Raw genomic sequence first — 23,851 nt, forward strand, 5'->3', positions numbered from 1 at the left:
ACCCTAGCGACACCACCGAGGTGAGGGCGCGGAAGTGACCGCTCGGCGGTGCGAAAGTGACCGCTCGAGGGTGCGGACGTGACCGCTCGGCCGTCAGCGGGTGAGGGCGACGAAGAGCTCCTCGGCGCTGGTGCACCGGTCGAAGAGCTCCCCGACGTGGGCCTCGGAGCCCCGCAGCGGGTCGATGGTCGGCACGCGCTGCAGCGACTCGCGGCCGGGCAGGTCGAGGATGACGGAGTCCCAGGACGCCGCGGCGACGGCGTCGGGGAACTGCTCCAGGCAGCGGCCGCGGAAGTAGGCGCGGGTGTCGGTCGGCGGCTCGTGCATCGCGCGCTCGACAGAGTCTCCGTCCAGCAGGCGCTCGATCCGGCCGGCCTGCACGAGCCGGTGGTAGAGCCCCTTCTCGGGGCGGATGTCGGAGTACTGCAGGTCGATGAGCTGGAGCTTGGCGTCGTCCCACTCGAGGCCGTCGCGCTGGCGGTACTGCTCGAGCAGCTTCAGCTTCGCCACCCAGTCCAGCTCGCCGGCCAGCGACATGGGGTCGCGCTCGAGCCGGTCGAGCACCGACTCCCACCGCGCGAGCACGTCGCGGGTCTGGGCGTCGGCGTCCGCGCCGTACCGGTCCTCGACGTACTTCCTGGCCAGGTCGAGGTACTCCAGCTGCAGCTGGACCGCGGTGAGCTTGCGGCCGTCGCGCAGGGTGATCGCCTGGCGCAGCGTCGGGTCGTGGGAGACCGCCCGCAGCGCCGAGACCGGCCCGTCGACGGTGAGGTCGACGGAGATGAAGCGGTCCTCGATCATCGCCAGCACCAGCGAGGTGGTGCCGACCTTGAGGTAGGTGGAGACCTCCGCGAGGTTGGCGTCGCCGATGATGACGTGCAGGCGGCGGTACTTCTCGGGGTCGGCGTGCGGCTCGTCGCGGGTGTTGATGATCGGGCGCTTCAGCGTGGTCTCGAGGCCGACCTCGACCTCGAAGAAGTCCGCGCGCTGGCTGATCTGGTAGCCGTGGTCGCGGCCGTCCTGGCCGATGCCGACCCGGCCGGCGCCGCACACGACCTGACGGCTGACGAAGAACGGCGTGAGGTGCTTGACGATGTCGGCGAACGGGGTCGAGCGGCGCATGAGGTAGTTCTCGTGCGCGCCGTAGGAGGCGCCCTTGCCGTCGGTGTTGTTCTTGTACATCAGGATCGGCTGCCCGCCGGGCAGGGCCGCGGCCCGGCGCTGGGCGTCGAGCATCACCTGCTCCCCCGCCTTGTCCCACCGCACGATGTCGAGCGGGGTGGTGACCTCGGGGGTGGAGAACTCCGGGTGCGCGTGGTCGACGTAGAGCCGCGCGCCGTTGGTGAGGATGACGTTGGCCAGGCCGAGGTCCTCGTCGGTCAGCTGGCTGGGGTCGGCGACCTGGCGGCTCATGTCGAAGCCGCGGGCGTCGCGCAGCGGCGACTCCTCCTCGAAGTCCCACCGAGCCCGCCGCGCCTTCAGGGTGGCCGAGGCGTAGGCGTTCACGACCTGCGAGGAGGCCACCATGGGGTTGGCGGTGGGCTGGCCCTGGACCGAGATGCCGTACTCGACCTCGGTCCCCATCACCCGGCGCACGCTCATGTGACCGAGCCTACGTGGAGCGGGACTACGGTGAGCCCGTGGCTGGCATCGGTGGGTGGTGGGAGCGGCACGTGGTGCCGCGTCTGGTCGAGAAGGCCCTCGGGTCCGGTGACGTACGCCGGGAGCGGGCCGCCGTGTGCGAGGGGCTGTCCGGCCGCGTGCTGGAGGTGGGCTTCGGGTCCGGCATGAATCTCCCGCACCTCCCGGCCGGCGTCACCTCGCTCGACGCGGTCGAGCCGTCCGACCTCGGGTGGGCGATGTCTGCCTCACGCCGCGACGCCGCGCGCCTGCCGGTCTCCCGCGTGGGCCTGGACGGCCAGCACCTCGACGTCGAGGACGCGGCGTACGACGCGGTGCTGTGCACCTTCTCGCTGTGCACCATCCCCGACGCCGCCCTCGGCGCTCGCGAGATGGCGCGCGCCGTGCGCCCCGGCGGCACCGTGCACGTGCTGGAGCACGGTGCCTCCCCCGACCCGCGCGTCCGCCGCTGGCAGGCGCGGCTCGACCCGATCGAGCGGGCCGTCGCCGGCGGCTGCCACCTCACCCGCGACCCCGTGGCCCTGGTGCGCGCCGCCGGGCTCGAGGTCGGCGAGGTCACGCAGCGCTACCTGCCCGGCGCGGGCGTGTCGCGGCCGTGGACCTACGGCTACCGCTTCGTCGCGCGCCGCCCCTGAGGACGACGCGCGACGGCTGCGGTCAGAGGTACTGACCCGTGTTGGACACGGTGTCGATGGACCGGCCCGGCTCGGTGCCCTGCTTGCCGGTGACGAGCGTGCGGATGAAGACGATCCGCTCGCCCTTCTTGCCGGAGATGCGGGCCCAGTCGTCGGGGTTGGTGGTGTTGGGGAGGTCCTCGTTCTCCTTGAACTCGTCCACGCACGCCTGGAGCAGGTGGCTGACGCGCAGGCCCTTCTGCTGGTGGTCCAGCCAGTCCTTGATCGCCATCTTCTTCGCGCGGTCCACGATGTTCTGCAGCATGGCGCCGGAGTTGAAGTCCTTGAAGTAGAGGACCTCCTTGTCGCCGTTGGCGTAGGTGACCTCGAGGAAGCGGTTCTCGTCGGTCTCGGCGTACATCCGCTCGACGGTGGCCCGGATCATGCCCTCGACGCAGGCCTGCCGGTCGTTGCCGAACTCGGCGAGGTCCTCGGCGTGCAGCGGCAGGTCGGCGGTGAGGTACTTGCTGAAGATGTCGCGGGCGGCCTCGGCGTCGGGGCGCTCGATCTTGATCTTCACGTCCAGGCGCCCGGGACGCAGGATCGCGGGGTCGATCATGTCCTCGCGGTTGGAGGCGCCGATGACCAGCACGTTCTCGAGCAGCTCGACGCCGTCGATCTCGCTGAGCAGCTGCGGGACGATGGTGTTCTCCACGTCGGAGGAGACACCGGTGCCGCGGGTGCGGAACAGCGAGTCCATCTCGTCGAAGAACACGATGACCGGCGTGCCGGCCGACGCCTTCTCGCGGGCCCGCTGGAAGACCAGCCGGATGTGGCGCTCGGTCTCGCCGACGTACTTGTTGAGCAGCTCGGGGCCCTTGATGTTGAGGAAGTAGGACTTCACCTCCCGGCCCTGGCCCTCTGATGCGTTCCGTGCCGCCACCTTCTTGGCCAGGCTGTTGGCGACCGCCTTGGCAATCAGCGTCTTGCCACAGCCCGGGGGGCCGTAGAGCAGCACGCCCTTGGGCGGCTTGAGCTGGTGCTCCTTGAACAGCTCGGGGTAGAGGTAGGGCAGCTCGACGGCGTCCTGGATCGCCTCGATCTGGCCGCCGAGGCCGCCGATCGACTCGTAGGCGATGTCGGGGACCTCCTCGAGGACCAGCTCCTCGACCTCGGACTTCGGGACCTTCTCGTAGACGTAGCCCGCGCGGGAGTCGAGCAGCAGGGAGTCACCGGCGCGGATGGTCTCCTCGCGCAGCGGCTGGGCCAGCCGGACGACCTTCTCCTCGTCGGCGTTGGCGATGACCAGGGCGCGCTCGCCGTCGGCGAGCAGCTCCTTGAACATCACGACCTCGCCGACCTGCTCGAACTCCAGGGCCGCGACGACGTTGAGCGCCTCGTTGAGCATGACCTCCTGGCCGCGGCGCAGGGTGTCGAGGTCGACCTCGGGGCTGACGTTGACCCGCAGCTTGCGGCCGCCGGTGAACACGTCGACCGAGTCGTCGTCGTTGCGCTGCAGGAAGGTGCCGAAGCCGGCCGGCGGCTGCGCGAGCCGGTCGACCTCCTCCTTGAGCTTGGTGATCTGGTCGCGAGCCTCGCGCAGGGTCTGGGCGAGCCGCTCGTTCTGGCTGGTGACGGCCGCCAGGGAGCGCTGGGCGTCGGCGAGCCGGAGCTCGACGGTGCGGTGGGAGCCGGGCGCGTCGCTCAGGCGGCGGCGCAGGTCGGTGACCTCGGCCTCCAGGAAGCGCACCTGGTTCATCAGCTCCTCGGCGCTGCGCCCAGCGTCCTCGGGGGAACCTTCACGTGACCTGCCATCGGATGTCGACATCAGAGCACCTCCTCGTTGCGACCCTACTCACTCCGACCACGCACGGTAGGGGTGAGCGGACGATGTCGGTCACGATTCGGTCACCGGCGCGTCGCTGCCGGTCAGTGGCCCGTCGGCCCGGTGGACCCCTCCGGTCTACTGATCGGCCGGGTCGGCCGGATCCTGCGGTGCGTCGGCCGGACGGGGGCCGGTGTAGTCGGGGCCGTAGGCGCCAGGTGCGGGCCGGCGGGTCTTGCGCGGGGGCTTCTCCCCCGGCGCCATCCGGCGCGCGGTCACGAGGAACGCGGTGTGGCCGATCATCTTGTGGTCCGGGCGCACGGCGAGGCCCTCGACGTGCCAGTCGCGCACCAGGGACTCCCAGGCGTGCGGCTCGGTGAAGCCGCCGTGCACGCGCACGGTCTCGACGAAGCGCGAGAGCTGGGTGGTGGTCGCGACGTAGGCGCAGACGATCCCGCCGGGCACGAGGGCGTCGGCCGCGGCGTCGAGGCACTCCCAGGGCGCGAGCATGTCGAGGATGATCCGGTCGCAGCGCTCGCCGGAGGCGGGCAGTGCCTCGGCGAGGTCGCCCAGGGTCAGGGTCCACGCCGGGTGGGTCGTGCCCTCGGGCGCGGAGAAGAACTGGTGGACGTTCTTGCGCGCGACCTCGGCGAACTCCTCGCGCCGCTCGTACGACGACACGCGGCCGTGCGGGCCGACGGCGCGCAGCAGGGAGCAGGTCAGCGCCCCGGAGCCCACGCCGGCCTCGACGACCCGCGCGCCGGGGAAGATGTCGGCCATCGCGACGATCTGGGCGGCGTCCTTGGGGTAGATCACCGCGGCACCGCGCGGCATCGAGACCACGAACTCCGAGAGCAGCGGGCGGAAGACGAGGTAGTCCCCGCCGCCGGAGGTGGTGACGGTGAAGCCCTCCTCGCGGCCGATCAGCTCGTCGTGGTCGAGGTGGCCGCGGTTGGAGAAGAACTTCTTGCCCGCCTCCAGCGCGAAGTTGTGCTTGCGGCCCTTGCCGTCGAGCAGCCGCACCCACTCGCCCGCACGCAGCGGACCACGGTGGACGCCCGACCAGGCCTCCTGGGGTACGTCGGGCAGGGGCTCGTTCTCAGGCACGGCGGAACCCTAGACCGGCGGCGCTACGGGCCGCGAGTCGGCGCTCGCGCGGTGCCGGCCCACCGGACCGGGCGGCCGGCTCGGCGGGTGCCGCGGAACGCTCAGCGCGTGGCGCGGAACGCGCGGTCGACGTCCTCGGTGGTGAGCACGCCGTAGACCGACCCGTCGGGCTCCACGAGGAGGTACTCCGCGGCCGGGGTGCGGGTCAGGGCGCGCACGAGGTCCTCGCCGCGGATGTCGACCGGCAGCCGCAGCCCGTGCTCGAGGGTGCGGGCGACGCTGGAGGTCGGCACCCACGGGCGACGGTCCTCAGGGGTCGCCAGCAGCGCGGCCTCGTTGACCAGCCCGGCCGGCGACCCGTCGTGCTCGGTGGTGACGATCCCGCCCGCCTGGGCGTCCTGGGCCCGGCGTACGGCCTCGGAGAGGGGGAGGTCGCCGGGGACGGCGAGGGTGCGGCGGGCCAGGTCGCGAGCCACGAGCTGCGGGAGGCGGCTGCGCAGCCGTGCCGAGGCCATCGCCGCGGTGGCGCCAGCCCACAGGAACGCGGCGACGACGAGGGCGAGCAGGAAGTCGATGACGTCCGGCGGTGTGCCGAGCACCGACTCCTGGAGCAGCGGCCAGCAGAGGACGGCCACCGCGGCGAGGCGTCCGCCCCAACCGGCGACGACGGTGCCGCGCACGACGCTGCCGGTCACGCCCCACACGCCGGCCTTGAGCACGCGGCCGCCGTCGAGCGGGAGGCCCGGGACCAGGTTGAGGACGCCGACGAGCAGGTTGGCCCCGGCCAGGCCCTCCACGGCCAGCCGGAGCAGCCCGTCGGGGGTGACCGGGAGGAGGGCGAGGGCTGCGAGACCCACCGCGATCGAGGTCAGCGGGCCCACGACGGCGATCACGAACTCCTCGCGCGGGCGCTTGGCCTCGCCCTCGATGGAGGTCATGCCGCCCAGGAAGTGCAGGGTGATCGAGGTGACGGGGTAGCCCAGGCGCGTGGCCGCGACCGCGTGCGAGGCCTCGTGCAGCAGCACCGAGCCGTAGAGCAGCACGGCGAAGGCCAGGCCGGCCACGTAGCGCAACGCGCCCAGTCCGGGCTCGACCTGCTCGACCAGCGGGGCCATGATCACCGCGATCAGCGCGGCCACGACGAACCACGAGCCGCTCACGAGCACGTCGCTGCCGGCGACGGTGCCGACCTTGAACGTGCCGGGCGGGCGCGGGGCCGCAGGCGGTCTTTCGTCCACGCGGCGAGGCTATCCGAGGCCTGGTGCGGGCGTGGTGCTCCACGGCTGTCGGCGCGGTCGCCTACCGTTCGGGGCATGAGCGCGGCCCCCTCGTTGGAGACCCCCGCACCGGGCACCCTCGCCGCCGGCGCGAGTCCCGCGGAGCGGCACTCGACCCCGGTCGACGGGGTCGACGTCGTCGGTGCGCTGTCCCCCAGCCGGGCCGGTGACTTCATGACCTGCCCCCTGCTCTACCGCTTCCGCACGATCGACAAGCTGCCCGAGCCGCTCTCCCCCGACGCCGTGCGCGGCACCGTCGTCCACAAGGTGCTCGAGGACCTCTTCGACCTGCCCGCGCTGGAGCGCACCGCCGTGCGCGCCGAGCAGATGCTGGAGCCGGCGTGGCGCCGTCTGGTGGAGGCCGAGCCGGGGCTGGGAGCGCTGCTGGAGGAGGGGTCCGGCGTCGACGCCGAGCGCTGGTGGGCCTCGTGCCGCACCGTGCTGGAGCGCTACTTCACGCTCGAGGACCCGACCCGGCTCGAGCCGGCCGAGCGCGAGCTCTACGTCGAGTGGCTGTCGCCGGCGCGCATCCTCATGCGCGGCTTCGTCGACCGGGTCGACGTCGCGCCCGACGGCGCGATCCGGGTCGTTGACTACAAGACCGGCCGCGCGCCTGGTCCGCAGTTCGAGGCCAAGGCGCTGTTCCAGATGAAGTTCTACGGCCTGGTGCTCTGGCGCACCCGGGGCGTGGTGCCGGCGATGCTGCAGCTGGTCTACCTCGGCAGTGGCGAGGTGCTGCGCTACGTCCCCGACGAGCACGACCTGCTGGCGACCGAGCGCAAGGTGCAGGCGGTCTGGGAGGCGATCAACCGGGCGACGGTCGAGCAGGACTGGCGGCCCAGCCGGGGCCCGCTGTGCTCGTGGTGCGCCCACCAGGCGCTCTGCCCGGCGTGGGGCGGCACTCCCCCGCCGCTGCCGGAGCCTGCCGCGACCTGAGGGTCCGGTCAGAGACCGTTGCGCTGGGCCCAGAGGGCGGCCTGGGTGCGGTCGGAGACACCGATCCGCGAGAAGGCGCTGGTGAGGTGCGCCTTGACCGTGCGCTCACTGATCTCCAGCCGCTTGGCGATCTGCTTGTTGGCCAGCCCGTCGCGCACCAGGGTCAGCACCTCGACCTCGCGGGCGGTGAGCTGCGGGCGACCACCGGCCGAGCGGGCGCCCAGCAGGGCGCGGGCGGCCTTCGGGTGGATCGGGGACTCCCCGCGCGAGACCGCCCGGATGCCGGTCAGCACGTCGTCGGGGTCGGCGTCCTTGAGCAGGTAGCCCACCGCGCCGGCATCCAGGGCGTCGAGGATCCGCTCGTTGTCGGAGTACGACGTCAGCACCAGCACGTCGACACCCAGACCGGCCGCGACGATCTCGCGGGTCGCGGTCACGCCGTCCACGCCGGGCATCTGGAGGTCCATCAGCACCACGTCGGGCTTGAGCGCCCGTGCCTGCTCGATGGCGGCGGCGCCGTCGGCGGCCTGGCCGACCACCTCGATGTCGGGGGCAGTGGCGATCAGCTGGGCCAGACCGGCCCGGATCACGGCGTGGTCGTCGACCAGGACGACCCGGGTCGTGCCCGAGTGCTCGCTCATCGTCGTACCGCCATCCGCACCGACGTACCTTCACCCACCGCGGACGTGACGTCCAACTCACCGCCCACGTCGCGCACCAGGCTGCGGAGCCCGCGCAGCCCGAACCGGTCGGGCTCGCTCGGTGCTGTGGTGTCGAAGCCGACCCCGTCGTCGACCACCTCGAGCAGCAGCTGCTCCTCGTCACCGCGGACGGTGACGGCCAGGGTCGAGGCGCCGGAGTGCCGCGTGGCGTTGCGGACCGCCTCCTGGGCGACCCGCCACACCAGGGCGACCTCGGGGTCGGAGGCACCGTCGATCCCGGAGACGCTGACGGAGGCGTGGATCCCCGCGGCCGCGGCGGGGGCGATGAGGTCCTCCAGCGCGGTCTCGAGCCCCCGGCCGTGCAGCTCGGGCGGGTGGATCTCGGCCAGGAGCGAGCGCATCTGCTTGAGGCTGTCGCGCATCGAGCCGCTGACGCTGGCGAGGACCTCGGCGGTCTGCGGAGTGGTGGCGGGGTCCCGGGCCGCCCCGGAGAGCGCGAACGCGGACCCGGCGAGGTCCTGCACCACGCCGTCGTGCAGGTCGCGGGCGATCCGGCGCCGCTCGGCGTCGGAGGCGTCGATGGCCGTCTGGAGCAGGCGCTCGCGCTCGCGGCTGCCGCGGCGGACCTGGGCGGTGAGCAGGCCGAGCATGACGGTGGAGATCAGTGCCAGGAGCAGGAGCGGCCCCAAGGTGATCCAGCGAAACGAACTGAAGATGTCACTCTGGCGTGCCTCCACCCCCTCGAGCTCCCAGTAGGCGACGAAGAGAGCGGGCTGGACCGTCGGAGGCAGGCCACGGCGCTCGAGCTTGAGCTCCTTCTCGTCCCCCACGGTGGCCTCGACGTACGTCGAGATCTTGACGAGGCCGTCCTCGCTGCCGGTGCGGTCCTGACTGCGCCGAGAGGTGGGGTCGGCCACGGTGGAGACCGTGCCGCCGCCGCTCAGTATCTGCTCCTGCTGATCGGAGAGCGGGTAGAACTGCCCGTCCAAAGCTGCGCCGGGAGACTTGCTGTCGAAGGCCAAGAACCCATCAGCCCGGAGGATGTCGAAGGAGTCGAAGGCATTCTGCTCGGTGTCGAACAGCGACAGCCTGCGCACGAACTTGTCGACTGACCCTGGCCGGCCCTCCAGCAGACCCACCGTCAGGTTGCCGGGCATCGTCGATTCAGCGAGCAGCTCCGTGATCGACTCCGCCTGCTCGAGTGAGACGTCCCGAGCCGCCCTTTCGGCAAGAGCGTTGGTGGCGACAAAGATTCCGACTGCCAGACTCACACTCACAGCTAGAAACAAGGCAAGCGGGTGCCGCAAGAGGCGTTGGGTTTGGGCCACCTCGGATGCCCGACGGAACACCACTCTCAGTGCTGGATGCTGGCGCGGCAGACCTCGCCCGTGGCGGTGTTCTCGGCGCGGAAGTCGATGTAGTCGGTGCCGGTGAAGTCGGCCATGTCACGGATGATGCGGAAGGAACGATCAGCGTCCTTGGCTTGGACTGAGCCCTTGGCTGAAGTGTCGTCGTTGTGCTTCATCTTCCAGTCCCACTTGTCATCGTCCTCGCTGAACACGACCGCGGTGACCTTGATGAGGCCGTTGTTCTCGGGCTCCGCCTTGAGCTTCACGGAACTGGTGGCCTTGCAGTCGAAGGTCCTCTTGGTGACGTCGTCCTTGCGCGCCGAGGCACTGGGGCCGCCAAGGACGATCGAGAGCATGACGAGAAGCCCGAGAAGGATCCGGGGGGCACGGCTGTGGACCACTCGGGTGGTGCTGCGGTGGTCCATGGTGCCCTTCATCGAGTACTGCCGGTCGCTGTCTGTGGCCATGCTCTCACGGTTTCGCAACCGCGCTCCCCGGAAAACCGCCATGCCCGGCCTCGTCATCACCCCCGGGGACCGGAGGCCGCTTGTGGTGACGAGGTCGGGCCTGGCCAGGACGCCCGGTCCGCCGCTGTGGACCGGGGGGTTCGCCCTGAGTGACCACAGTCTCCCGCAAGGTAAAGGGCGAGGGCCAGTGTCCGGTGGTCGTAGGACCGATGACTACGGATCGGCCCCTTCACCTAGTCATTGCGGCGGGCAGGTCGACCTCAGGAGGCGGAGACGCCCTGGCGTACGTCGGCGAGGACCGCCGCCAGGTCGGCGGGACCGAGCCCGGCGAGGGTCTCGCGGAAGACCCGGCGCGGCCCGGCAGGCACGGGGACGTGGTTCTGCACGACCAGCACCGCACAGCCGGCGGCCTCTGCCGAGGTGGCACCGGTGCCCGAGTCCTCGATCGCCACGCAGTCGGCGGGGTCCAGGCCGAGGGCGGCCGCCGCGGTGAGGTAGGGCTCGGGGTGCGGCTTCCCGTTGCCGACCTTCTCCCCCGTCACCACGACCGGGAAGGTGCCCTCAGGGAGCTGGCGCAGGATCGGCGCGACGAAGCGCTCGTAGGACATGGTCACCAGGGCGCACGGGACCTCGAGGTCGCGCAGCGAGGTCAGCAGCTCGACCGCTCCGGGACACCAGGGCACCGACTCCTCGACCCGCGCCACCACCCCGTCGAGCAGCTCCTCGACGACCTCAGCCGGCGACTGCGGCAGTCGCATGGCCTCCTTGATCACCCGACCCGACTCCAGCAGGTCGTTCCCGACGAGCTGCAGCGCCTGCTCGTGGGTCCACGTGGCGTCGTACTTCCGCGCCATCGCCATCTCGGTGGCGATCCAGTAGGGCTCGGTGTCGACGAGGGTGCCGTCCATGTCCCACAGGACGGCCGCCGGCAGGCCGGACGTCTCGGGCTGCGGTGCCGGCTCAGTCATCGGGGTCGTAGCCGAGGTTGGGCGAGAGCCACTTCTCGGCCTCGGCGAGCGTCCAGCCCTTGCGCTCGGCGTACGCCGCCACCTGGTCCCGGCCGAGGCGGCCGACGACGAAGTACTGGCTCTCCGGATGGCTGTAGTAGACGCCCGAGACCGAGGCGCCCGGCCACATCGCCATCGACTCGGTGAGCTCGATGCCGGTGCTGGCCTCGACGTCCATGAGGTCCCACAGCGTGAGCTTCTCGGTGTGGTCGGGGCAGGCGGGGTAGCCCGGGGCGGGCCGGATGCCGGCGTACTTCTCGGCGATGAGGTCCTCGTTGGAGAGCGTCTCGGCGGCGTCGTGGCCCCAGAACTCGGTGCGCACCCGCTGGTGCAGCCGCTCGGCGAAGGCCTCGGCGAGCCGGTCCGCGAGCGCCTCGACGAGGATCGCGTTGTAGTCGTCGAGGTCGTCGCGGAAGGCCTTGACCCGCTCGGGGAGCCCGATGCCGGCCGTCACCGCGAAGCCACCGACGTGGTCGGCGAGCCCGGTGGAGACCGGCGCGACATAGTCGGCCAGCGAGCGGTTGGGGATGCCGTCGCGGTGCTGGCCCTGCTGGCGCAGCTGGTGGAGGACCGCGCGCTTCTCGGTGCGGGAGTCGTCGGCCCAGACCACCACGTCGTCGCCGTCGGCGTTGGCCGGCCAGAGCCCGTAGACACCGTGGGCGCGGACCCACTTCTCCGCGATCATCGTGTCCAGCATCTGCTGGGCGTCGTCGTAGAGCCTGCGCGCGGCCTCGCCGTGGCTCGGGCTGTTGAGGATGTCGGGGAACTTGCCCTTCATCTCCCAGGCGTTGAAGAACGGCTGCCAGTCGATGTACTCCCGCAGCTCGGCCAGGTCGTAGTCCTCGAGCAGGTGCACGCCGGGCGTCTTGGGCGCGGGCGGGACGTAGCCGGTCCAGTCGACGGGGGTGGCGTTGGCGACCGCGTCGGCGTAGGACAGCTGCGGGCGGTCGCTCTTGGCCGCGTGCCGGGCCCGCAGCGCGTCGTAGTCCTCCTGGACGGTCTCCATGAGCGCCTTGCGCCGCTCGGGGTTCAGCAGCGCGGAGACGGTCGGCACCGAGCGCGAGGCGTCCTTGACCCACACGACGGGGCCGTCGTACTTGCGGTCGACCTTGACCGCGGTGTGGGCGCGCGAGGTGGTCGCGCCGCCGATCAGCAGCGGGATGTCCATGCCGAGCCGCTGCATCTCGGTGGCGAAGGCGACCATCTCGTCCAGCGAGGGCGTGATGAGCCCGGAGAGGCCGATGACGTCGGCGCCGACCTCCTGGGCGGCGTCGAGGATCTTCTGGGCCGGGACCATGACGCCGAGGTCGACGACCTCGTAGTTGTTGCAGGCCAGCACGACGCCCACGATGTTCTTGCCGATGTCGTGGACGTCGCCCTTGACCGTGGCCAGCACGACCGTGCCGTTCGTGTCCTTCTGCGAGGCGAGGGCGGGGTTGGTCCGCTTCTCCTCCTCGATGTAGGGGATGAGGTAGGCGACGGCCTTCTTCATGACCCGCGCCGACTTCACGACCTGCGGGAGGAACATCTTCCCGGAGCCGAAGAGGTCGCCGACGACGTCCATGCCGTCCATGAGCGGGCCCTCGATGACCTCGATCGGGCGGCCGCCGCGGGCGTCGATCTCCCGGCGCAACTCCTCGGTGTCGACCTCGACGAAGGCGTCGATGCCCTTGACCAGGGCGTGGGTGACCCGCTCGGCCACGGGCAGCTCGCGCCAAGCCTCGGTGACGGCCTCGGCCTGCTCGCCCGACTGGTTGTGCGCCTCGGCGATCTCCAGCAGCCGCTCGGCGGCGTCGGGACGACGGTTGAGGACGACGTCCTCGATCCGCTCCCGCAGCTCGGGGTCGACCTCGTCGTAGACCACCAGGGCGCCCGCGTTCACGATGCCCATGTCCAGGCCGGCGCGGATCGCGTGGAAGAGGAAGACCGCGTGGATCGCCTCGCGCACGGGGTTGTTGCCGCGGAAGGAGAAGGAGACGTTGGAGATGCCGCCGGAGACCTTCGCGCCGGGCAGGTTCTGCTTGATCCAGCGGGTCGCCTCGATGAAGTCCAGGCCGTACGACGCGTGCTCCTCGATGCCCGTGGCGACCGCGAAGACGTTGGGGTCGAAGACGATGTCCTCGGGCGGGAAGTCCGCCTCGTCCACGAGCAGCCGGTAGGCCCGCTCGCAGATCGCCTTGCGGCGCTCCAGGTTGTCGGCCTGGCCGTCCTCGTCGAAGGCCATGACGACCGCGGCTGCGCCGTACTTGCGGCACAGGCGCGCCTGGGCGAGGAAGGCCTCCTCGCCCTCTTTCATCGAGATGGAGTTGACGATGGGCTTGCCCTGGACGGTCTTGAGACCGGCCTCGATGACCTCCCACTTGGAGGAGTCGACCATCAGCGGGACCCGCGAGATGTCGGGCTCCGAGGCGACCAGGCGCAGGAAGCGGTCCATGGCCGCGACGCCGTCGATCATGCCCTCGTCCATGTTGACGTCGATGACCTGCGCGCCGTTCTCGACCTGCTGGGCCGCCACGGACAGGGCGGTGTCGTAGTCGCCGGCCTTGATCAGGTTGCGGAAGCGCGCGGACCCGGTGATGTTGGTGCGCTCGCCGACGTTGACGAAGAGGCTGTCGGCGTCGATGGTGAACGGCTCGAGGCCCGACAGGCGCATCGCGGGCTCGACGGTCGGGACGGTGCGGGGGGCCAGGCCCTCCACGGTGCGGGCGATCGCCGCCACGTGCTCGGGGGTGGTGCCGCAGCAGCCACCGACCAGGTTGACGAGGCCGGACTCGGCGAACTCGCGGATGATGCCGGCGGTCTGCTCGGCGACCTCGTCGTACTCGCCGAAGGCGTTGGGCAGGCCGGCGTTGGGGTAGGCCGAGACGAAGGTGTCGGCGATCCGGGAGAGCTCGGCGACGTAGGGCCGCATCTCGCGGGCACCCAGCGCGCAGTTGAGGCCGATCGCCAGCGGCCGGGCGTGGCGCACGGAGTTCCAGAAGGCCTCGGTGGTCTGGCCCGACAGGGTCCGGCCGGAGGCGTCGGTGATCGTGCCGGAGACCACGACGGGCCAGCGCCGCCCGGCCTCCTCGAAGAAGGTCTCCAGGGCGAAGATGGCGGCCTTGGCGTTGAGGGTGTCGAAGATGGTCTCGACGAAGAGCAGGTCCGCTCCCCCGTCGACCAGGCCCCGGATCGCGTCGGTGTACGCCGGCACGAGGTCGTCCCAGGTGACGTTGCGCGCCGCGGGGTCGTTGACGTCGGGGCTGATGGAGGCGGTGCGGGTCGTGGGGCCGAGCGCGCCGGCGACGTACCGCGGCTTCTCGGGCGTGGCGACCTCGTCGGCCACCCGGCGCGCCAACCGTGCGGACTCGAGGTTGAGCTCGTAGGCGAGTTCCTCGAGGCCGTAGTCGGCCAGAGAGATCGCGTTGGCGTTGAAGGTGTTGGTCTCGATGACGTCGGCACCGGCGAGGAGGTACTCGCGGTGGATGCCCTCGATGATCGCCGGCTGGGTGATCGTGAGCAGGTCGTTGTTGCCCTGGAGGTCCTCGCCGGTCCAGTCCTTGAACCGCTCGCCGCGGTAGCCGGCCTCGTCGGGGCGGTCGCGCTGGATCGCGGTGCCCATGGCGCCGTCGATCACCAGGATCCGCTCCGCCAGCACACGGCGCAGCTCGTCGGTGACATCGGGGCGCCAGTCGGTGCTCACGCGGGTCCTCTCGCGGTCGGGATCTCCAGCGTAGGAAGGGTGTCCGGAGGCTGGACGGCCTTCCCAGATCGTGACACTGCGGCCCAGCGGACCGAAATCGCCGCGGTCGCCGGCGTCGTGCCGCCTAGGGTGGACGGGTGATCGAGATCGACGACGCCCCGGAGCTGGTGGACCCCATCGTCATCGCTGCCTTCGAGGGCTGGAACGACGCCGCGGACGCCGCCTCCTCCGTGGTGGACCACCTCATGCGCGTCTGGGGTGCCCGGGTCGTCGGCGCCGTGGATCCCGAGGACTTCTACGACTTCCAGGTCAACAGGCCGGTCGTGGGCACCGACCACCACGGACACCGGAGGCTGACCTGGCCGACCACGCAGATCGCCGTGGCCTCCCCGCCCGACCTGGGTCGCGACGTGATCCTCATCCGCGGCATCGAGCCGAACATGCGGTGGCGCCAGTTCTGTGCCGAGCTGCTCGCCGCCACCGACGAGCTCGGCGGCGAGATGGTCGTCACGCTCGGGGCGCTGCTCGCCGACACCCCGCACACCCGCCCCATCCCGGTCACCGGCACCGCGACCGAGCCCGAGCTGGTCGACCGCCTCAAGCTCGAGCAGTCCACCTACGAGGGACCCACCGGGATCGTCGGGGTCTTCCAGGACGCCTGCGTCCGGGTCGACATGCCAGCCGTCTCCTACTGGGCGGCGGTCCCCCACTACGTCGCCCAGCCGCCGTGCCCCAAGGCCACGCTGGCGCTCGTCGGGCAGCTCGAGGACCTGCTGGAGACCTCCATCCCGCTCGGCGACCTCCCCGAGGACGCGCGGGCCTGGGAGCGCGGCGTCGACGAGCTGGCCGAGGAGGACGAGGACGTCGCCGACTACGTCCGCTCCCTGGAGCAGACCCGCGACACCGCCGACCTGCCGGAGGCCTCCGGCGAGGCCATCGCGCGCGAGTTCGAGCGCTACCTCAAGCGGCGCGAGGACGACGACTGACGGGTCTCGTGGCTTGTCGCTGACGCCCCGCGCACCTCGACCGGCGGAGGAACGCGGACCCGCGCGACCTCGACCCGCGGTGGGTCAGAGCGAGAGGCCGAGCGCAGCGTCGAGCAGCAGGTGGATCCGGACCGCGGCGTGCGGGTCGGAGGTGTCGGCCAGGCCGCCGGTGCCCAGCGTCGCGTCGGCCCAGGCGTCCACGAGCGCGACCGCACGCGGGGCGTCGAGGTCGTCGGCCAGCGCCGCCAGGACCCCGGTCACCACCGGCTCGGAGGGCGCGCCCGCACCGAGGGCCAGCGCCCGGCGCCACCGGGCCAGGCGGTCGACCTCGTCGAAGAGCTCGGCGTCGGTCCACTCCCAGTCGCTGCGGTAGTGGTGCTGCAGCAACGTCAGGCGGATCGCCATCGGGTCGACGTCGGAGTTGCGCAGGGCCGAGACGAAGACCAGGTTGCCGCGCGACTTCGACATCTTCTCGCCGTCGTAGGCCACCATCCCGGCGTGGGCGTAGGCCCGGGCGAAGGGCGTGCCACCGGTCGCGACGTGGGCGTGCCCCGCGCACATCTCGTGGTGCGGGAAGACCAGGTCGGAACCGCCGCCCTGCACGTCGAGGGTGCCGCCGAGGTGCTCCCACGCGATGGCGGTGCACTCGACGTGCCAGCCGGGCCGGCCGGGGCCGAACGGGCTCTCCCACGAGGGCTCTCCCGGGCGCTCGCCGCGCCAGACGACGCAGTCCAGCGGATCCTTCTTGCCCGGGCGGTCGGGGTCGCCCCCACGCTCGGGGAAGATCTCCAGCATGGCGGCCCGGTCGAGGCCGGACTCGGCGCCGAAGGCCGGGTCGGCGGTCACGGAGAAGTAGAGGTCGTCCTCGACGCGGTAGACCGCGCCGGCCGCCTCCATCCGTTGGATCAGGTCGACGACCAGCGGGATCGACTCGACCGCGCCGACGTAGTGCTGCGGCGGCAGGACGCGCAGTGCCGTCATGTCCTGGCGGAACAGCTCGGTCTCGCGCTCGGCCAGCTCGACCCAGTCCACCTTGACCTTGGTGGCACGCTCCAGCAGCGGGTCGTCGACGTCGGTGACGTTCTGCACATAGGTGACCGCGTGGCCCGCGTTGATCCAGGCGCGGTGCAGCAGGTCGAAGCCGACGTACGTCGCCGCGTGCCCCATGTGCGTGGCGTCGTAGGGCGTGATGCCGCAGACGTAGAGCCGGGCCGAGGAGGCACCCTCCTGCGGCTCCAGCACGATCCGGCCCCCGGTGGCGGTGTCGTGGACGGACACCGGTGGGGCTGTGACCCCGAGGTCCGGGACGGCAGGAGCAGACCAGGCGCGCATGGGGCGAGCCTAGACGGGGACTCTCCTCCGAGGATCAGAAGGGCGGCCAGGGGATCGCCGGCCCGCCACCACCGGGGAACGGCAGCGCCCCGACCTGCAGCAGCCGGTCGCAGCGGCGGCGCACGCAGTCGATCTCGAGGGCGGTGAGCAGCGGGGCGAGGGCGTCGCCGAGGGCCCCGGCGAGGGCCTCGCGGACCCGGGTGACCGCGGCGGTCTCGACGGCGGTGAGGCGCTCGCCCGCCCAGCCCCACAGCACGGTGCGCAGCTTGTGCTCGTGGTGGAAGGCGATCCCGTGGTCGATGCCGTAGCGGTGGCCGTCGGGCATCTCCAGGACGTGGCCGCCCTTGCGGTCGGCGTTGTTGAGGATCACGTCGAGCACCGCGACCCTGCGCAGGGCGTCGGTGTCCTCGTGGACCAGCGAGATGGGGCGGTCGTGCGCGTCGTAGCCGTCGAAGACGTGGAGGTAGCCCTCGGGCAGCTCGTCCTCGGGGACCAGCGTCACGGCCGCCTGGGACTCGTCGGGCTCCTGCCACTCCTGGAACATCCCCGGGCCGTGCGGGCCCTCGCCGAGCCAGGTGAGCGGCACGGGGCACCGGAAGGCGTCGCCGGCGAAGACCTCGGCGACCAGGTGGGCGGCCACCTCGCGGTCGGCCAGCACGGCGCCGGGGAAGTCCCACAGGGGGCGCTCCCCCGCCACGGGCTTGTAGACCACGCGCACGTCGCCGTCGGGGGTGCGCACGGCCCCCACGAAGGTCGCGTTGGAGGCGGGCATGACCCGCCCGTGCAGGACGAGCTCGCCCTCGAGCACGGCTGCCTGCCTCAGACGGGGTCGCGGCGGCGGAAGCCGTTGGCCCGGACGCACAGGTGGCCCTCCGGGTCGATCGGCTCGCCGCAGAACGGGCAGGTGGGTCGGCCGGCACCCAGCACGCTCTCGCTGCGCTGGACGAACGCCCGGGCGACGCCGGCCGGCACCCGGACCAGCAGCACCTCGTCGGGCTCGGGCTCCTCGAAGTCCTGGTCCTCGCCGAGCTGGTCGGGGCTCACCACGGCGGCCTCCGTGAACGGGAAGACCTCGATGACCACCCGCTCGTCACCCGGGTCCCAGGACAGGGTCATGGTGCCGGCGCGGAACTCCTCCTCGATCGGCTGCTCGAGGGGGTCGTTGTCCTGCAGCGCCAGCGGCGCGACCGCTGGGATGACGGCCTCGGTGCCGCTGTCCATGACCTCGTCGAGCAGCTCGTCGATCCGCTCGGCCAGCGCGGCGACCTGCTGCTTCTCCAGGGCCACGCTCACGAGGCGGCTGCCGGTGCGGGCCTGCAGGAAGAAGGTGCGGGAGCCGGGCGGGCCGACGGTGCCCGCGACGAAGCGCTCGGGCGGGTCGAATCCGTGGACCAGGGGCATGCCGCCACCTTAGGCGCGGGCCCCAGCGGTGGGCTCCCCCGGACCGGCGCCGCCGCCCACGGCGGCATCGGTCGAGCCGCCCGACTTGCGGGAGCGGCCCTTCTTGGTGGGGGGCTTGAGCCAGGACAGGTCGCCCTCGTGGGTGTTGCTCGCCAGGACGTAGGGCCGCTGCTCGGTGTAGCGCACGATCGACAGCGAGGCGGGGTCGACGGAGATGCGCTGGAAGAGGTCGAGGTGCATGCCGAGCGCGTCGGCCAGCACCGACTTGATGATGTCGCCGTGGCTGACGGCCACCCAGACCGCGTGCGGGCCGTGCTCGGCCTCCACGAGGGCGTCGTGGCGGCGTACGGCCTCCACGGCGCGGGCCTGCATCGTGGCCATCGACTCCCCGCCGGGGAACGCCGCAGCCGACGGGTGGGCCTGGACGGTGCGCCACAAGGGCTCCTTGGCCAGCTCCTTCAGCGTGCGGCCCTGCCAGTCGCCGTAGTCGCACTCGGTGATGCCGCGCTCGGTCACGACCGCCGGGTCACCCTGCTGCGCGGCCAGCACGAGCTTGGAGGTCTGCTTGCAGCGCTCCAGCGGGCTGGTGACCAGCTTGACGACGGGCACGCCCGCGAGCCGGGCGCCGGCGCGCTCGGCCTGTCCCCTCCCGTGGTCGTCGAGGCGGACCCCGGGGGTGCGACCTGCCAGCACGCCCGAGGCGTTGGCGGTGGTGCGGCCGTGGCGGACGAGCACGACGGTGGCCATGTCCTGGACTCTAGCCAGGGGGTCGCGGCGCTAGCGTGAGGCGCGTGATCGTCGACAGCGCCGTCTACCGCGGTGGCCACCGGGTCGAGGTCGACTGCGGTGCCCACGACTACCACCGGCTCCGTCACCTCGCCGCGGACGGCGGCGGGTTCGTCTGGGTGGGCCTGCACCACCCCGACGAGCACGAGCTCGGCCACGTCGCCGACGCCTTCGACCTGCACCCGCTCGCGGTCGAGGACGCGGTCAAGGCCCACCAGCGACCCAAGCTCGAGCACTACGACGACAGCCTGTTCCTCGTCCTCAAGACCCTCTGGTACGTCGACGAGGAGGACGCGGTCGAGACCGGCGAGATCAACCTCTTCGTCGGTCGCGACTTCGTCGTCTCGGTCCGCCACGGCCACGGCTCGGAGCTGGCGTCGGCCAGGTTGGAGCTCGAGAGCCACGAGCAGGTGCTGGAGCACGGTCCGTCGGCGGTGGTCTACGCGATCTGCGACCGGGTGGTCGACGGGTACCGCGACGTCATGGACGAGCTGCAGGTCGACGTCGACGAGGTGGAGGAGTCGGTCTTCTCGGAGCGCCGCACCAACGACTCGATGCGCATCTACACGCTGAAGCGGGAGCTGGCCGAGGTCCGCCGCGCGGTGATGCCGCTGCGCGAGCCGACGCGCAGGTTCTCGCTGGGCGAGGTCGAGCTCGTCGACGTCGACGCGGGTCCCTTCTTCCGCGACGTCCTCGACCACCTCAACCAGGCAGCGGAGGCCGTCGACACCCTCGACGCGCTCCTGTCCACGGCCTTCGACGCCCACGTCGCCCGGATCCAGATGCAGCAGAACGACGACATGCGCAAGATCTCCGCCGGCGCCGCGCTCGTCGTCGTGCCGACGCTGATCGCCGGGATCTACGGCATGAACTTCCGGGTCATGCCCGAGCTCGACTGGACCCTGGGCTACCCGTTCGCGCTGCTCCTCATGGGCGGGGTGTCGGGGCTGCTGTGGTGGTTCTTCCGGCGCTCGGGGTGGTTGTAGGCCGCTCAGGCGGCCAGGACGCCGGTCGACAGCAGCACGAGCACGGCCCCGCCGAGCGCGACCCGGTAGACCACGAACGGGGTGTAGGTGCGCGTGGTGACCCAGCGCAGGAGCCAGGCGATGACGGCGTACCCGACGACGAAGGAGACGACGGTGCCGACGATCGTCGGGCCCCAGCCGTAGGCGTTGTCGCCGTCGGGGATCTCGCTGAGCTGGAAGACGCCGGCGCCGACGACGGCGGGGATGGCGAGCAGGAACGCGAACCGGGTGGCCGCGGCCCGCTCGTAGCCGAGGATCCGGCCCATCGACAGGGTCGCCCCGGAGCGGGAGACCCCGGGCACCAGGGCCATCGCCTGGGCCATGCCCATCAGCACGGCGTCGCGCAGCGTGAGCTTCTTGATCGGCCGGTCGTTGCGCCCGAAGCGGTCGGCCAGCCCCAGGACGACGCCGAAGACGATGAGGGTGGTCCCGACGATCCACAGGCTGCGGAAGTCCTGCTCGATCAGGTCCTTGAGCAGGATCCCGAGCACGACGATCGGCAGCGAGCCGACGATGATGAACCAGCCCATCCGGGCGTCGAGGTGCCCGCGGTACTCCGCCTGGAACAGCGAGCGCACCCAGGTCGAGCCGATCCGCCAGATGTCCTCGCGGAAGTAGATGAGCACCGCCAGCTCGGTGCCGATCTGCACGACCGCGGTGAAGGCCGCGCCCGGGTCCCCCCACCCGAACAGCTCGGGGAAGATCCGGAGGTGGGCGCTGGAGGAGATGGGGAGGAACTCCGTGAGTCCCTGCAGCGTCCCGAGGACGACGGCCTTGAGGAGGTCGAGCACGGGCAGCAAGCCTAGGGGTGGCACGCCCGTGCGCGTGCACGGCGAGCCGAGGCGGGTCCGGGCGGCTGCTGCCGATAGGTTCTGCTGCCATGCAGCAGCGATCCGTGGGAGCCACCGGGCTCCGGGTCTCCCGGCTGGGCCTGGGCACGATGACGTGGGGTCGCGACACCGACGAGCACGAGGCGCGCGACCAGCTCGTCGCCTTCGTCGAGGCGGGCGGCACCCTGGTCGACTCCGCGGCGGCGTACGCCGAGGGGCGGTCGGAGGCACTGCTGGGCTCGCTCCTGGGCGACGTCGTGCACCGCGACGAGGTCGTCATCGCCACGAAGGCGGCGATCAGCGCCCGCGACGGGCGCACCCACGTCGACGCCTCGCGCGGGTCGCTGCTCCCCACCCTCGACGCGTCCCTGCGCCGGCTCGGCGTCGACCACGTCGACCTGTGGCAGGTCCACACCTGGGACCCCCGCACCCCGCTCGAGGAGACGCTCAGCGCGCTCGACCTCGCGGTGACCAGCGGCCGTGCGTCGTACGTCGGCATCTCCAACTACTCCGGGTGGCAGACCGCCCAGGCCGCGACCTGGCAGGCCGCGCTGCCGGGGCGGGTCCGGCTGGCCTCGACCCAGGTGGAGTACTCCCTGGTCAACCGCGGCGTCGAGCACGAGGTGCTGCCCTCCGCCCAGGCGATGGGCCTGGGTGTGCTGCCCTGGTCCCCGCTCGGCCGCGGGGTGCTGACCGGGAAGTACCGCACCGGCACGCCCGCCGACTCCCGGGCCGCCACCAGCCAGTTCTCCCGCTTCGTGCAGCCCTACCTCGACGACGAGCGGACCGTGGCGGTCGTGGAGGCGGTCTGCCGCGCCGCGGAGGGGCTGGACCTCTCCCCCGTGCAGGTCGCGCTCGCGTGGGTCCGCGACCGTCCCGGCGTGACCTCACCTATCGTGGGAGCCCGGACCGCGGCCCAGCTGCGGACCGCCCTCAGCGTCGAGGACCTCACCCTGCCGCCCGAGATCGTGGCGGCGCTGGACGACGTGAGCGCGGACTGACCCGCCTCACCGGCACGTGACGGGAGGGCTGATGAGAGCCGACCGACGACCCCTCCGCAACGGGGTGGAGTGGGAGTTCGAGAGCGTCGCCTTCTCCCGCGACCTCAGCCGAAACGTCGTGCGCAAGCTGCTCGTCGAGCGCGCCGAGCACGGAGGCTGGGAGCTCGACCGGGTGCGGATCGGCAACGACGGGGTGCGTCGGGTCGTGCTCCGGCGCAAGATCATCCGCGCGGTCCGGACGGCGTGACCCCGGCACGCCGGTGCTCGTTGATCGCCGCGTGCCCTCCCGCTCCCTCGCCACTGCCCGCCGTCCCTGGCTGAGAGCTCTCGTCGCGGGCTCCGTGACCGCTCTCGCGCTCGCAGCGGTGCCTTCGGGACCCGTGGTCGCCGCGCCCGGCCCGACGCGGAGTGCCTCGCCGACCATGCTGTCCTCCGGGGGCGAGGAGCGGGGGACGTCGGCTCGGAGGGGCGACGAAGCGGTGCGGCTGGAGCTGCGCCACGGCCAGACCCTCGTGGTCGAGCGCGACCCGTTCCGCGTGCGCCTCCTGGACCGCTCGGGTCATACGACGCTCGCGACCGTCGCGGGAGTCCAGGGTCCCCCGGTGCGGGTGCCGGGCCTCGACGGTCCGATGCCGGTCGAACCCCTCGGCCCGGCCGGCGCCTTCCCTGCCGTGGGCTTCGTGGTGGGGGCCTCCCCCGGCCTCTCCTGGCCTCTGCCGCTCTTCACCGGCAACCGCATGCTCGGCGCGGAGGCCGGTGCGGTCGTCTCGCTGGTCGAGGTCACCCGCGTCGAGTCCGCAGGCGGCAGCGGTCGCCCGGCGGCGATCGCCCTCGACGTGTCGACCGACGCTCCCGGCCTTTCGCCCGCCCGGTTGAGGGCCGAGCGACTCCCAGGTGGCGGTGCACGGATCCGTGTGGAGCCGCCGGCCGAGCTGCGAGCCCTCGCCGCCCCGGTCTCCAGCCTCATGACCTGGGAGAGCCCCGAGGACGAGGGGCTCTACGGGATGGGTGCGCGCAAGGACTCCTTCGACCAGCGCGGGCTGCTGCGCAACGTCTGGACCGAGCAGCAGAACGCCTCCGACGAGCGGGTGGAGCCGTTGTCCTGCGCCACCGTGGGCTGCGACTACACCGCGCCGAACGGTGCCCAGGCGGCGTACCTCGTGCAGCCCTCGTTGCACGGTTCGCGCGGTTGGACGGCCTGGACCGGCGGCACCGACCTGGGGCGCCTCGACCTCGCGGCCTCCCACCCGGGGCGCGTCCGCTGGGGCACGGCCTCGCCCACGCTCGAGGTGTCGGTGGCCGGCGGCGGCCTGGTCCGCTCGGCCCTCGCCCACACCGCCGACGTCGGCCGGGCCGGCGCGCCACCCGCCTGGGTCTACGAGCCGTGGGTCGACGTGATCAACGAGGGCGAGGGCGAGGCCGCACCCAACGGCGGCGGCTTCAGCGGCGGGCAACGGGTCGCCGACGACCTCCGGACGTTGGTGCGCGAGTCGCGCCGTCTCGACCTGCCGCTGGGCGTCCTGGGAGTAGAGGGGTGGCAGGAGGTGCCGGACGGGCGGCGGCTCTTCGGGCGCCTGCGGCGCCAGGGCTACCACCTCTCGGCGTACTGGAACCCCTTCCACTCCCCTGGCAACCCCGGGTACGAGGAGGCGGCCGCGCGCGACCTGCTGATCGAGGGGCCGAGTGGGCAGCCGTACCCCTTCGTCAACAACCGCGGCGCGCTGACCTTCGCCATCGACTGGACCAAGGGCGGGGCCCAGGAGTTCTGGGACCAGCAGCTGCGCCGCTCGATGCGGTGTCAAGGGACAGTAGGAACTGCCCAGTGGCGGACATAAGACCTGCCCGCTGACGGTCACGAGAACTGCCCGGTGGTGGCCATGGGATCTGCCCAAAGGGGGCGGCGGCCACCACCGACCAGGTCGG

21 protein-coding genes are annotated in these 23,851 nt (G+C 72.0%); 7 read left to right on the forward strand and 14 right to left on the reverse strand.

Annotation, left to right across the window (positions count from 1 at the left end):
* Window positions 1-93 precede the first annotated feature (93 nt).
* Window positions 94-1,602 carry a depupylase/deamidase Dop gene (gene dop / locus ACYVID_RS11975; RefSeq protein WP_460737285.1) on the reverse strand — a complete coding sequence of 503 codons (1,509 nt, stop codon included), beginning with the start codon at window positions 1,600-1,602 and terminating at the stop codon, window positions 94-96.
* Window positions 1,603-1,640: 38 nt separating this feature from the next.
* On the opposite strand from dop, the gene ACYVID_RS11980 reads away from it, so the two are divergent.
* Window positions 1,641-2,276 carry a class I SAM-dependent methyltransferase gene (locus tag ACYVID_RS11980; protein WP_460737287.1) on the forward strand — a complete coding sequence of 212 codons (636 nt, stop codon included), beginning with the start codon at window positions 1,641-1,643 and terminating at the stop codon, window positions 2,274-2,276.
* A 22-nt stretch (window positions 2,277-2,298) separates the two neighbouring features.
* Here ACYVID_RS11980 and arc read toward each other — a convergent pair whose 3' ends face one another.
* The 3 genes from arc to ACYVID_RS11995 all read right to left on the reverse strand — a co-directional run bounded on the left by arc (window position 2,299) and on the right by ACYVID_RS11995 (window position 6,425).
* Entirely contained in the window at window positions 2,299-4,083 is a 1,785-nt protein-coding gene (arc, locus tag ACYVID_RS11985) for a proteasome ATPase (protein ID WP_460737290.1), read from the reverse strand.
* A gap of 135 nt (window positions 4,084-4,218) precedes the next feature.
* Window positions 4,219-5,187 (reverse strand): tRNA (adenine-N1)-methyltransferase, encoded by a 969-nt coding sequence (locus ACYVID_RS11990; protein ID WP_460737292.1) that lies wholly within the window; start codon window positions 5,185-5,187, stop codon window positions 4,219-4,221.
* A gap of 101 nt (window positions 5,188-5,288) precedes the next feature.
* Complete coding sequence (locus ACYVID_RS11995) at window positions 5,289-6,425, reverse strand: site-2 protease family protein (RefSeq protein WP_460737294.1); 1,137 nt, start codon at window positions 6,423-6,425, stop codon at window positions 5,289-5,291.
* A gap of 75 nt (window positions 6,426-6,500) precedes the next feature.
* Between ACYVID_RS11995 and ACYVID_RS12000 the strand changes: the two genes are divergently transcribed.
* Window positions 6,501-7,400, forward strand: a complete 900-nt coding sequence (locus ACYVID_RS12000; protein ID WP_460737296.1) for a RecB family exonuclease — start codon at window positions 6,501-6,503, stop codon at window positions 7,398-7,400.
* Window positions 7,401-7,408: 8 nt separating this feature from the next.
* Here the strand turns inward: ACYVID_RS12000 and ACYVID_RS12005 are convergent, their stop codons facing one another.
* From ACYVID_RS12005 to metH, 5 genes are all read right to left on the reverse strand, one after another.
* A complete protein-coding gene (locus ACYVID_RS12005) occupies window positions 7,409-8,041 on the reverse strand; it encodes a response regulator (RefSeq protein WP_460737298.1) in 633 nt (210 codons plus the stop codon).
* Window positions 8,038-9,219 carry a sensor histidine kinase gene (locus ACYVID_RS12010; RefSeq protein WP_460737300.1) on the reverse strand — a complete coding sequence of 394 codons (1,182 nt, stop codon included), beginning with the start codon at window positions 9,217-9,219 and terminating at the stop codon, window positions 8,038-8,040. Before ACYVID_RS12010 ends, ACYVID_RS12005 begins: the two co-directional genes overlap by 4 nt.
* Before the next feature lie 197 nt (window positions 9,220-9,416).
* Window positions 9,417-9,878 carry a hypothetical protein gene (locus ACYVID_RS12015; RefSeq protein ID WP_460737302.1) on the reverse strand — a complete coding sequence of 154 codons (462 nt, stop codon included), beginning with the start codon at window positions 9,876-9,878 and terminating at the stop codon, window positions 9,417-9,419.
* A 260-nt stretch (window positions 9,879-10,138) separates the two neighbouring features.
* Entirely contained in the window at window positions 10,139-10,846 is a 708-nt protein-coding gene (locus ACYVID_RS12020; RefSeq protein ID WP_460737304.1) for an HAD family hydrolase, read from the reverse strand.
* Complete coding sequence (metH, locus tag ACYVID_RS12025) at window positions 10,839-14,567, reverse strand: methionine synthase (RefSeq protein ID WP_460737306.1); 3,729 nt, start codon at window positions 14,565-14,567, stop codon at window positions 10,839-10,841. Before metH ends, ACYVID_RS12020 begins: the two co-directional genes overlap by 8 nt.
* 137 nt (window positions 14,568-14,704) lie before the next feature.
* Between metH and ACYVID_RS12030 the strand changes: the two genes are divergently transcribed.
* Window positions 14,705-15,553: a PAC2 family protein gene (locus ACYVID_RS12030; protein ID WP_460737308.1), complete on the forward strand. Its 849-nt coding sequence runs from the start codon at window positions 14,705-14,707 to the stop codon at window positions 15,551-15,553.
* Between the two features lie 84 nt (window positions 15,554-15,637).
* On the opposite strand, the gene mshC is transcribed toward ACYVID_RS12030, so the two are convergent.
* From mshC to ACYVID_RS12050, 4 genes are read right to left on the reverse strand one after another with little or no spacing between them, the layout of a single operon-like run.
* Window positions 15,638-16,885, reverse strand: a complete 1,248-nt coding sequence (gene mshC, locus ACYVID_RS12035; RefSeq protein ID WP_460737310.1) for a cysteine--1-D-myo-inosityl 2-amino-2-deoxy-alpha-D-glucopyranoside ligase — start codon at window positions 16,883-16,885, stop codon at window positions 15,638-15,640.
* A gap of 34 nt (window positions 16,886-16,919) precedes the next feature.
* Window positions 16,920-17,693 carry an SCO1664 family protein gene (locus ACYVID_RS12040; protein WP_460737312.1) on the reverse strand — a complete coding sequence of 258 codons (774 nt, stop codon included), beginning with the start codon at window positions 17,691-17,693 and terminating at the stop codon, window positions 16,920-16,922.
* An 11-nt stretch (window positions 17,694-17,704) separates the two neighbouring features.
* On the reverse strand, window positions 17,705-18,286 hold the full coding sequence (locus tag ACYVID_RS12045; protein ID WP_460737314.1) for a DUF3090 domain-containing protein: 582 nt from the start codon (window positions 18,284-18,286) through the stop codon (window positions 17,705-17,707).
* Between the two features lie 9 nt (window positions 18,287-18,295).
* Window positions 18,296-19,033, reverse strand: coding sequence for a histidine phosphatase family protein (locus ACYVID_RS12050; RefSeq protein WP_460737315.1), 738 nt, complete (start codon window positions 19,031-19,033; stop codon window positions 18,296-18,298).
* A 44-nt stretch (window positions 19,034-19,077) separates the two neighbouring features.
* On the opposite strand from ACYVID_RS12050, the gene corA reads away from it, so the two are divergent.
* A complete protein-coding gene (gene corA, locus ACYVID_RS12055; RefSeq protein ID WP_460737317.1) occupies window positions 19,078-20,058 on the forward strand; it encodes a magnesium/cobalt transporter CorA in 981 nt (326 codons plus the stop codon).
* A 5-nt stretch (window positions 20,059-20,063) separates the two neighbouring features.
* Here corA and ACYVID_RS12060 read toward each other — a convergent pair whose 3' ends face one another.
* Window positions 20,064-20,888: an undecaprenyl-diphosphate phosphatase gene (locus tag ACYVID_RS12060; RefSeq protein WP_460737319.1), complete on the reverse strand. Its 825-nt coding sequence runs from the start codon at window positions 20,886-20,888 to the stop codon at window positions 20,064-20,066.
* Window positions 20,889-20,977: 89 nt separating this feature from the next.
* Here ACYVID_RS12060 and ACYVID_RS12065 point away from each other — a divergent pair, with 89 nt between their 5' ends.
* The 3 genes from ACYVID_RS12065 to ACYVID_RS12075 all read left to right on the forward strand — a co-directional run bounded on the left by ACYVID_RS12065 (window position 20,978) and on the right by ACYVID_RS12075 (window position 23,763).
* Window positions 20,978-21,928 carry an aldo/keto reductase gene (locus ACYVID_RS12065; RefSeq protein ID WP_460737321.1) on the forward strand — a complete coding sequence of 317 codons (951 nt, stop codon included), beginning with the start codon at window positions 20,978-20,980 and terminating at the stop codon, window positions 21,926-21,928.
* A 31-nt stretch (window positions 21,929-21,959) separates the two neighbouring features.
* On the forward strand, window positions 21,960-22,175 hold the full coding sequence (locus ACYVID_RS12070) for a DUF5703 family protein (protein WP_300640876.1): 216 nt from the start codon (window positions 21,960-21,962) through the stop codon (window positions 22,173-22,175).
* Between the two features lie 175 nt (window positions 22,176-22,350).
* On the forward strand, window positions 22,351-23,763 hold the full coding sequence (locus tag ACYVID_RS12075) for a hypothetical protein (RefSeq protein ID WP_460737323.1): 1,413 nt from the start codon (window positions 22,351-22,353) through the stop codon (window positions 23,761-23,763).
* Window positions 23,764-23,851: the final 88 nt, after the last annotated feature.

The organism is Nocardioides ginkgobilobae, assembly GCF_054781275.1.